This window comes from Micrococcus sp. LASM2_SD2 (genome assembly GCF_057364565.1).
Genome location: NZ_JBNFOB010000061.1, coordinates 1 through 10,210 on the forward strand (window position 1 = coordinate 1; position 10,210 = coordinate 10,210).

The following is a 10,210-nucleotide window of genomic DNA, read 5'->3' on the forward strand; positions in this document are numbered from 1 at the left end:
CGCCCGCGCAGCTCGAGGCCTCCAAGGCCTTTCGCCAAGGAGGTCATGGCCGCCGCGGGCGTGCCGACCGCCGGTGCGCGCGTGTGCACGAGTGCCGAGCAGGCCGCCGCCGCACTGGACGAGTTCGGCGCCCCGCACGTGGTCAAGGACGACGGCCTCGCCGCCGGCAAGGGTGTGGTGGTCACCGAGGACCGCGCCGAGGCGCTGGCCCACGCCGAGTCCTGCTTCGCGCCGGCGGCTCCGTGGTGATCGAGCAGTTCCTGGACGGCCCCGAGGTCTCCCTCTTCGTGCTCTGCGACGGCGAGGACGCGGTCCCCCTCACCCCGGCCCAGGACTTCAAGCGCATCTGGGACGGGGACGAGGGCCCGAACACCGGCGGCATGGGCGCCTACACCCCGCTGCCGTGGCTGCCCGAGGGCTTCGTGGAGGACGTCATGACGCAGGTGGCCCGTCCGGTGCTGGCCGAGATGGCGAAGCGGGGGACGCCGTTCTCCGGCGTGCTGTACTGCGGCCTGGCGGTGACCGCCCAGGGCGTGCAGGTCATCGAGTTCAACGTCCGCTTCGGCGACCCGGAGACCCAGGCGGTGCTGGCCCGCCTCGAGACCCCGCTCGGTGGTCTTCTGAAGGACGCGGCGCGCGGCGCGCTCGGGGCGGACCGGGTGCTGGCGTGGTCCGACGACGTGGCCGTGGACGTGGTCTTGGCCTCCGCCGGCTACCCGGCCTCCTCCTCCAAGGGTGACGTGATCGGCGGCCTGGAGGCGGCGCGGGCGCTGGACGGCGTGGACCGTGCTGCATGCCGGCACCGGCGTGGGCGACGCCCCGGACGCCGTGGTGACGGCCGGCGGCCGGGTGCTGGCCGTCGTCGGGCGGGGCAAGGACCTGGCCGAGGCGCGGGCACGGGCCTACGCCGGTGTGGAGGCCATCGACTTCGAGGGCGCCCAGTGGCGCACGGACATCGCGCTCAAGGCCGAGCGCGGGGAGATCACGGTGCCGGGCGCTGCGGGTGCGGCGGACGGTGCGGAGCAGGGCCCGGAGAAGGAGGACCGGGCGTGAGCGAGCGCATCGGATTCGCGGGGGCACAGGCCCTGGATCTGCCGGGCTGGCGGCACGTCTACTCCGGCAAGGTCCGCGACCTCTACGAGCCGGCCGACGCCGTGCCGGGGGAGTCGGACACCCTGCTGGTGGTGGCCTCGGACCGCATCAGCGCCTACGACTTCGTGCTGGAGCCGCCGATCCCGGACAAGGGCGCCGTGCTGACGCAGCTGAGCCTGTGGTGGTTCGAGCAGCTCGCCGGGACCGTGGAGAACCACGTGGTGTCCACGGACGTGCCCGAGGCCGTGGCCGGCCGCGCCATGGTGGTCAAGCGCCTGGACATGTTCCCGGTGGAGTGCATCGCCCGCGGCTACCTCACCGGGTCCGGGCTCGCCGAGTACCGGGAGTCCGGGACGGTCACCGGCCTCCCGCTGCCGGAGGGGCTGGTGGACGGCTCGAAGCTGGAGCCGGCGATCTTCACCCCCTCGGCGAAGGCCGAGGTCGGCGAGCACGACGAGAACATCACCTTCGCCCAGATGACCGAGCGCGTGGGGGCCGAGCCGGCCGCACGGCTGCGAGATCTGACCCTGGATGTGTACACGCGTGCCGAGGAGATCGCCCGCGGTGCGGGGATCATCCTCGCGGACACCAAGGTGGAGTTCGGCACGGACCCGGCCACCGGGGCGATCGTCCTGGGCGACGAGGTCCTCACCCCGGACTCCTCCCGCTTCTGGGATGCCGCGGACTACGAGCCCGGGCGGGCGCAGGCGAGCTTCGACAAGCAGTTCGTGCGTGACTGGCTCACCTCGGACGAGTCCGGGTGGGACAGGGCCTCGGGCGAGGTGCCGCCGGCCCTGCCCGCGGACGTCGTGGAGAAGACCCGCGCCCGGTACGTGGAGGCCTACGAGAGGCTCACCGGCCGCACCTTCGCGGTCTGAGCCGCTGCGTTTTCGTTCGTGACATTGGCGGGTCCTGAGGTGCTTTCGTTCGGAGGACCGGGGTGTCCTGCAGCGTTTTCGCTCGCGAAACGGGAGGGCCTGCGCGGCGCTTTCGTGCAGAGAACCGGGGGGGCCGGAACGTTGTCGCGCGGGAGCCCGTCGAGTTCATGGTGTCCGGAAGGGGCCGCATCCGACCCGGGTCGTCATCGCTGCCTGCATCAGTGTCCATCAGGGCCGACGCGACGGTCGGTGACCGAGGCATCAGGGTGAGGTGACAGACGGAGGCGGGTGCCGTCGTCGGGAAGGGGGGCGGACGGCGCGAACCCGGACGGGAACTCGACGTCCTCCCGAACGAAAACGCCCGGCTCAGTCCTGATCGGAGACCAGCGAGTCCTCCCACGCCTTGTGCAGGGCGGCGAAGCGGCCGCCGGCGGCCACGAGCTCGGCGGGGGAGCCGTCCTCCACGATCTGCCCGTCGTGCACCACGAGCACGCGGTCCGCGATGTCCACGGTGGACAGGCGGTGCGCGATGATCAGAGCCGTCCGGTTGCCCAGCAGCCGCTCGAGGCCCTGCTGCACGAGCCGCTCGGACGGCAGGTCCAGGGAGCTGGTGGCCTCGTCCAGGATCAGCACGGCCGGGTCCGCCAGGAAGGCGCGGGCGAAGGACACCAGCTGCCGCTGGCCGGCGGAGAGCCTGCCGCCGCGCTTGGACACGTCCGTGTCATAGCCCTCCGGCAGGTCGAGGATGAACTCGTGCGCCCCCACCGCCCGCGCGGCGGACTGGATCTCCTCCGGGGTGGCGTCCGGGCGGCCCAGGGCGATGTTCTCCGCGATGGACCCGGAGAACAGGAACGCCTCCTGCGTCACCATCACCACGTTGCGCCGCAGATCCGCGGAGGACAGCTGACTCAACTCCACGCCGTCCAGCGTGAGCGAGCCGGAGGTGAGGTCGTAGAACCGGGCGATCAGCTTCACCAGCGTGGACTTGCCGGCGCCGGTCTGCCCGACGACGGCCACCGTCTGTCCGGCGGGCACCGTCAGGTCGAAGCGGCTCAGCACCGTCTTCTCCGGGCCGTACCCGAAGACGGCGTCGGAGAACTCGATGCGGCCGGAGGCCACGCCCTCGCCGGCCTTCGCGGCGCCCGGCAGAAGGGCCGGACGCTCGGCCTCCACCACCGTGGGCTCCTCCTCCAGCAGGCCGGAGACCTTCTCCAGCGCCGCGGTGGCGGACTGCAGCGAGGAGTAGAACATCGCGAGCATCTCCATGGGCTGGAAGACGCGGCGGCCGGCCAGCAGCAGGGCCACCAGCACGCCCACGGCCAGCTGGCCGTCCAGGACGCGGAAGCCGCCGACGATCAGCATGGCCACCACGGTCATGTTGCCGATCGCCACCAGGGCGGTCTGCAGGATGCCGAAGTAGTTCAGGGACTCCACCATGTCGTCGCGGTAGTCCGTGGCCAGGCGTGTGTAGGTCTCGTCATTGGCGCGCTGACGGCGGAAGGCCTGGACGGCACGCATGCCGGTCATGGTCTCCACGAAGTGCACGATCGACTTCGCCGAGCTCACGCGGGAGCGGCGGTACACGTCCTCGGAGGCCTTCTGGTACCAGCGCACCAGGATCAGCACCGGGACGAACGCGATGCAGAGGATGAGGAAGCCGATCGGGTCCAGGATGAGGATCGAGACGGCCGTGAACACCATGAAGACGGTGCCGGAGACCAGCGACGCCACGCCCTGGTCCAGCAGCTCGCGGAGGGTCTCCAGGTCCGAGGTCTGGCGGGAGATCACGCGCCCCGAGGTGTACTTCTCGTGGAAGGACAGGGACAGGCGCTGGGTGTGCCGGAACACGCGCAGGCGCAGGTTCAGCAGCATCCGCTGGGATGCGCGGGCGGTGAGCCACAGATAGCCGCCGAGCAGGCCGCCGGCCAGCAGCGCCGCCCCCACGTAGGCACCGCCCACGAGCAGGAGGGTCGGCAACGGGGAGGTCCCGGCCTCCACGGCGCCGAGCACCTCAGGCAGGCCCCAGTCGATCGCCCACGCGATGAGCAGCGGCAGCGCCGCACGCGCCGCGTTGGACACGATCACCAGAGCCATCACGAGCCCCAGCTGGCCCTTCACGGGGCCGGCGAGCTCGCGCAGCAGCCGCCAGGAGCGGCGGCGGACGTGGCGGCGCTCCTCGGCGGAGTACTCCAGGATGTCCTCGGCGCGGACGCCGCGGACGCGGTCTGCCGCGGTGGACCCGTGGGCCACAGGCGTCGCGGCGGCGTGCTGCGGGGTGTGTTCCGGCGCGGAGCCCTTCCGGATGCTCATGCGCGCGCCTCCTCGGCCTCGGCGTTGCTGATGGTGTCCCGGTAGGCGGCGGAGCGGGCGAGCAGCTCCAGGTGCGTGCCGACGTCCACCACCCGTCCGTCCACCATGACCGCCACACGGTCGGCGAGGGCCACGGTGGAGGGGCGGTGCGCGACCACCAGGGTGGTGGTGTCCTTCAGGACCTCGCGCAGGCGCTGGGTGACGGCCTCTTCGGTGCGCACGTCGAGCGCGGAGAGCGGGTCGTCCAGCACGAGGACGTACGGCTGCGCGGCGATCGCGCGGGCCAGGGCGAGGCGCTGGCGCTGTCCGCCGGAGAGGGACAGGCCCTCCTCGCCGATCTCGGTGTCCAGGCCCTCGGGCAGGGCCCGGGCGAAGCCGGCCTGGGCGGTGTCCAGGGCCAGGTCCAGCAGCTCCTGGGCCCTCGCCTCGTCCGCGAGCACGTCCGCCGGCGCACCGAGCAGCACGTTGGCACGGATCGTGTCCGAGAACAGGGTGGGCTCCTCGAAGGCCACGGCCACGCGGCGGCGCAGCTCCTCGAGCGGGAAGTCGCGGACGTCGACGCCGTCCACCTCCACCCGGCCGGAGGTGGCCTCGTAGAGGCGGGGGACCAGCTGCAGCAGGGTCGACTTGCCGGAGCCGGTGGTCCCCACCAGCGCCATGGTCTCCCCGGGGACGAGTTCCAGGTCCACCCCGCGCAGCAGCGACTCGGTCCCCTCCTTGGCGTCCGGGTAGCGGAACTCCACTCCGCGGAACGCCAGGCCACCGGCCGCCTGCGGCAGCACGGTGATCGCGCCGGAGGGCGGGGCCATCTCGTCCGCGTCCCCGGTCATGCGGGAGGCGCCGAGGGAGGCCGCCTCCTCCGCGTCCGTGCCGGCGGGGGACGTGATGGCCGGACGCACGGAGATCACGTCGATGTGGCGGTCGATCGCGGTCTTGGCGGACAGCGTCATGCCGAGCAGCTGGCCCACGGACTCCACGGGGCGGGCGAGCACAGCGGTGGTGGCGAAGAACGCGGCCAGCGCGCCGACCATCATCTCCCCGGTGGCCACGAGGTACACGCCCCAGGCCAGGCCGACGCCGAGCACCACCTCGGGCAGGGCCACCACCATGGCCACGAAGGAGGCGAGCAGACCGGCCTTGCGGACCTCGGTGTCCTGCAGGGTGGAGGCCTGGGTGCGGAAGCCCTCCAGGGCGGTGCGGCCGCGGCCGAAGGCCTTGAGGATGCGGATGCCGTGGACGGACTCCTCCACGGTGGTGGCCAGGTCGCCGGCCTGGTCCTGGGACAGGCGGGAGACGGTGCGGAAGTCGTTGCGGAAGGAGAAGGAGCGCAGGATGATCGGCACGGCCGCCGCCAGATAGAGCAGCGCCAGCTGCCAGGAGAGCGTGAACAGCAGGACCACGCCCACCACGATCACCAACGAGTCCACCACGAACATCACGGACCCGAAGGCGATCCAGCGCCGGACCAGGCCCAGGTCCGCCTGCGCGCGGGAGAGCAGCTGGCCGGAGGGCCAGGCGTCGTGGAAGGAGACGGGCAGGCGCTGCAGCCGGCGGTACAGCCCGATGCGCGCACGGTTCTCCACGTCCGCCGCCGGCGGCAGGATGAACACGCGACGCAGCCACACGAACAGCGCTTCGGCCAGGCCGAGGACCAGCAGCACCACGCCGGCCCACACCACGGAGGGGCGTCCGCCCGAGCCGTCCGCGGAGAACACGGTGTTCACCAGGACCTGGATGACCTGGGGGATGGCGAGGGCGGCGAGACCGGAGAGCAGGGCGGCCAGCAGTCCGCACACCCAGCGCCAGAGGACGCCGTCGAGGTACGGCCGCAGGCCCTGCACGGACTCCCGCAGAGTGCGGGTGGTGGGGGCGGCGCTGGGATTCACGGGGAGAAGTCTACGCGTCCGCCGTGTGCACGCTCCACGGCATGTGGACGGCGCGGCCCGAGGCGGCCGGATTCCCGACGACGGCCGCTCGCCGCGGCCTGTCGCCGTGCCTCAGCCGCGGGGCACCAGGTCCAGGACGACGGCCTCGGGGCGGCAGGCCAGGCGGACGGGCATGGCGGGGGCGGCGCCGATGCCCGCGGAGACCTCGAGCGGCACGGTGCGGTCGGCCGCGGTCCAGGTGGACAGCCCGGAGGCCTGGGAGCGGGGCAGGTCGCAGTTCGTCACCAGAGCTCCGTAGAACGGCAGGCACACCTGGCCGCCGTGGGTATGCCCGGCCAGCACGAGGTCCGCGCCGTCGGCGACCATCGCGTCCAGCACGCGGCGGTAGGGCGCGTGGGTGACGCCGAGGGTGAGCACCCGGTCCCGGGGCGCTCGGGTCGGGGCGGTGAAGCCGTGCCAGTCGTCGAAACCGAGATGGGGGTCGTCCGTGCCTGCGGCGAGCACCTCGACGGCGTTCCCCTCGCCGCCGGCGGTCAGGGTCGCCGAGCGGTTCGTCAGGTCCACCCAGCCGTGGGAGCGGAAACCGGAGAACAGGTCCTCGGTGGGCAGGCGGCGGGGCTGGTGTCTCAGCGGCTTGGAGGGGCCGGCGAAGTAGCGGAAGGGGTTCGCGGGCTTCGGTGCGAAGTAGTCGTTGGAGCCGGGCACGAACACGCCCGGGGCGTCCAGCAGCGGGCCGAGCGCCTCGAAGAGCGGGTCGATCGCGGCACCGGAGGCGATGTTGTCCCCGGTGTTCACCACGAGGTCCGGCTCGAGGTCCGCCAGGGTCCGCAGCCACGCGAGCTTGCGGCGGTGGAAGGGCAGGAGGTGGATGTCGGACAGGTGCAGCACCCGCAGGGGCGAGGCGCCGACCGGCAGCGCAGGCACGATATGGCGGCTCACCCGGTAGGCGCTGGCCTCGGCGAGGCCCCAGGCGGCACCGGCGGCACCGATGCCGACGGCGGCCGCACCGGCGGCCAGGACGGCGTGCAGGGGACGGGCGAGGGCCATCGGCTCAGTCCTCGGACGCGAAGGGCTTCGGGCCCGGACGGTCGATGTCCTCGAAGTAGTAGTCCTTGCCGTGCGGGTGCTTGCCCTCCATGCCGTAGTCCGAGAAGCGGGGGCCGTCCCACTCCGGGAGCTTCCCGGCCTTGTACTCGCGGTGCTCGTTGGCCTGCTCCATGTAGTCCAGCCACATCGGTCCGGAGATCTCGGTGCCGTAGAAGTTGTTGCGCTTGCGGCCGTTGATGGTCTCACCGGCGAGCGTCTTCTGGTTGGTCCAGCGGCCGACCCACGAGGTGGTGGTCAGCTTGTCCGTGTATCCGACGAACCAGGTGGAGGACATGTTGTTGTTGGTTCCGGTCTTGCCCGCGGCCGGGAAGGGGCGGGTGTCGTCCGGGAAGATGTTGTTGTCCGTGATCCCCTGCAGGATCGGCGAGAGCTGGTGCACGTCGTCCTTGTTCAGGACCTGCTTGCACTCCGGCTCCGGCACCGGGTACTCGTTCCCGGCGGTGTCGGTGACCTGAAGCAGCGCCCGCGGCTCGCAGTACATGCCCTCGGCGGCGACGGCGTTGTAGGCGCGGGCCAGGGACATCGGGGCGATCGAGTCCGCGCCGAGCACGAAGGACGGGTTGTCCGGGGCGATCGGCAGGCTGTCGGCGGCGCGGCGCATGCCGAGCTCGGTCATCAGCGAGGTGATGTCGCAGAGGTCCAGGTGGTAGGCGGCCGCCACCGTCGGGGTGTTGACGGACCAGTACAGGCCCTCGTCGAGCCGGTCGCGCTTCTTCAGGCCGCCGATCACGTTGTTCAGGTTCCAGTTCGAGCCGTTCTGGACCACGTAGCCGCCGTCGCGGCAGGAGGCCGCGAAACGCGTGCCGGTGGGGTAGGTGTCCACGCCGGCGTCCACGGTGTCCACCAACTTGCCGCCGTTGCGCATCCAGGTCAGGGCCACGAAGGGCTTGAGGGTCGAGCCGCCCTGGAAGCCCTCGCCGCCGCCCCACTCCTTGTCCACGTTGAAGTTGAGGATGGTCTTGCCCTTCTCCTCCTTCAGCGAGTAGTCCGTGTTCTGGGCCATCGCCTTGATGTCGCCCGTACCCGGCTCGAGGGAGACGAGGGAGGCGCCGACGCCGTCGGACTCGTCGTTCGGGACCTGGCCGGCGATGGACTTCTGCGCCTCCTCCTGCAGCCGAGAGTCCAGGGTGGTGCGGATGGTGAGGCCACCGCGGTCCAACAGGGCCTGGCGGGACTTCACGTCCGGTCCGAAGGCCGGGTTGGCCAGGATCTGGCGCTCCACGTAGTCGCAGAAGTACTTGGCGAAGTCGCCGGAGAGGCAGCCGGTCGGGGGTGCCTCCATCGTGACGTCGATCGGCTGCTCGACCGCGTGGTCGAACTCCTCCTGGGTGATCTTGTCGTTGCGCAGCATGGCGCGCAGCACGGTGTCCCGGCGCTTCTTCGTCCCCTCCGGGTTGCGGACCGGGTGGTACCCGGTGGGGGACTGGACCATGCCGGCCAGGGTGGCGGACTCCCAGATCTCCAGGTCCTTCGCGGACTTGCCGAAGACGTACTGGGAGGCGGCCTCCACGCCGTAGGCGCGGCCGGAGAACAGGACGAGGTTGAGGTAGCCGTTGAGGATCTCGTCCTTGGTCATCTGCTCCTCGACCGCGATCGCGAGCTTCATCTCCTTGACCTTGTCCGAGACCTTCTTCTTGCCGGACAGGGTGAGGCGCGAGTCCCCGCGCAGCACCTGCGCGTTGATGAGCATGTTGTTGACGTACTGCTGCGTCAGGGTGGAGGCGCCCTGCGTCGAGTCGGACGTCGCGTTGTTGACCAGCGCGCGGGCCAGGCCGCGGGCGTCCACGCCGTCGTGCGAGTAGAAGCGCTCGTCCTCGATGGACACGATCGCGTCCTTCATGGACTGGGCGATCTGGTCGAACGGGACGGGGGTGCGGTTCTCCTCGTAGAAGTTGGCGATCAGCTTGCCGTCGGCGGTCACGATCTTGGAGGGCACCGCGATCGGTTCGTCCGGCAGCTCGTCCGGCAGGTCGTCCAGCATGGTGGCGCCGACGTTCGCGCCGGCACCGACGAAGGCGGCGCCGGGCAGCATCAGACCGGCCACGATCAGGCCCGCCAGGACTGCGAGGCCGAGGAATCTCAGCATGCGTCCGACGGGCGTGACGGTGTCAGAGGAGGGGGACTTGCGCGGCGCCATGCCCGGAAGTGTACCGGGAGGGTCTGGGAGGGGAGGGCAGCGGGGACGACCGGTGGGTAGGGTGGCCACCATGACCGAGCAGACTCGTTGGGAATACGCCACCGTCCCCCTTCTCATCCACGCGACCAAGCAGATCCTCGACCAGTGGGGCGAGGACGGTTGGGAGCTCGTCACCGTGATCCCGGGCCCGGAGGGGTCCAATCCGGTGGCCTACCTCAAGCGTCCGAAGGGGGCCTGAGCCGTGGCCGCCGCACAGGCCTCGGGCTGGGGAGAGGGCACCGTCGCCGCATGCCTGGCCGAGCTGGGCATCGAGCGCCCGGACGTCGCCGCCGCGGTGGGCAGCTACCTGCCCGCCCTGCAGGACGGGGACCTGGTGATGACCTCCGGCCAGCTGCCGTTCGTGGCCGGCGTGCTGGAGACCACCGGCAAGGTCGGGGCGGACGTGGACCCGGACACCGCTGCCGCGCTCGCCCGCACCGCGGCGGTCAACGCCGTGGCCGCCGTGCATGAGCTCATCAGTGACCTGGACCGTGTGGAACGTGTGGTCAAGGTCACCGGCTTCGTCTCCTCCGCCCCCGACTTCACGGCACAGCCCGCAGTGGTCAACGGCGCCTCGGACGTCCTCGCCGAGATCTTCGGCGAGGCAGGCCGCCATGCCCGGTCGGCCGTCGGCGTGGCGGTGCTGCCGCTGGACGCGCCGGTCGAGGTGGAGATCACCGTCCGTGTCCGCTGACGGCGGTGGCGCCGCGTCCCCGGACCCGGTCGCCGGGGCGGCACGCGTCGCCTCTCGCCGGGCCCAT

General features: G+C 71.6%; 7 protein-coding genes and 1 pseudogene. 4 read left to right on the plus strand and 4 right to left on the minus strand.

The genetic code is table 11. From position 1 onward, the window contains the following. Positions 1-1,053: pseudogene (gene purD / locus AC2W7A_RS05140) on the plus strand (phosphoribosylamine--glycine ligase); the annotation flags it as partial. Next, positions 1,050-1,970: a phosphoribosylaminoimidazolesuccinocarboxamide synthase gene (locus AC2W7A_RS05145; RefSeq protein WP_485990409.1), complete on the plus strand. Its 921-nt coding sequence runs from the start codon at positions 1,050-1,052 to the stop codon at positions 1,968-1,970. The pseudogene purD and the gene AC2W7A_RS05145, both read left to right, overlap by 4 nt. Positions 1,971-2,336: 366 nt before the next feature. Here the strand turns inward: AC2W7A_RS05145 and AC2W7A_RS05150 are convergent, their stop codons facing one another. The 4 genes from AC2W7A_RS05150 to AC2W7A_RS05165 form a co-directional block, all read right to left on the minus strand. Further along, complete coding sequence (locus tag AC2W7A_RS05150; RefSeq protein WP_485990410.1) at positions 2,337-4,280, minus strand: ABC transporter ATP-binding protein; 1,944 nt, start codon at positions 4,278-4,280, stop codon at positions 2,337-2,339. After that, entirely contained in the window at positions 4,277-6,166 is a 1,890-nt protein-coding gene (locus tag AC2W7A_RS05155; RefSeq protein ID WP_485990411.1) for an ABC transporter ATP-binding protein, read from the minus strand. Before AC2W7A_RS05155 ends, AC2W7A_RS05150 begins: the two co-directional genes overlap by 4 nt. A gap of 111 nt (positions 6,167-6,277) precedes the next feature. Beyond that, complete coding sequence (locus tag AC2W7A_RS05160) at positions 6,278-7,213, minus strand: metallophosphoesterase (protein WP_485990412.1); 936 nt, start codon at positions 7,211-7,213, stop codon at positions 6,278-6,280. A gap of 4 nt (positions 7,214-7,217) precedes the next feature. After that, complete coding sequence (locus AC2W7A_RS05165; protein WP_485990413.1) at positions 7,218-9,359, minus strand: transglycosylase domain-containing protein; 2,142 nt, start codon at positions 9,357-9,359, stop codon at positions 7,218-7,220. 121 nt (positions 9,360-9,480) lie between these two features. Between AC2W7A_RS05165 and sp36 the strand changes: the two genes are divergently transcribed. Together sp36 and AC2W7A_RS05175 are read left to right on the plus strand one after the other, a co-directional pair. Beyond that, positions 9,481-9,648 carry a Sp36 family protein gene (gene sp36, locus AC2W7A_RS05170; protein ID WP_088478673.1) on the plus strand — a complete coding sequence of 56 codons (168 nt, stop codon included), beginning with the start codon at positions 9,481-9,483 and terminating at the stop codon, positions 9,646-9,648. Positions 9,649-9,651: 3 nt separating this feature from the next. Beyond that, positions 9,652-10,143: a RidA family protein gene (locus tag AC2W7A_RS05175; RefSeq protein WP_485990414.1), complete on the plus strand. Its 492-nt coding sequence runs from the start codon at positions 9,652-9,654 to the stop codon at positions 10,141-10,143. Positions 10,144-10,210 lie beyond the last annotated feature (67 nt).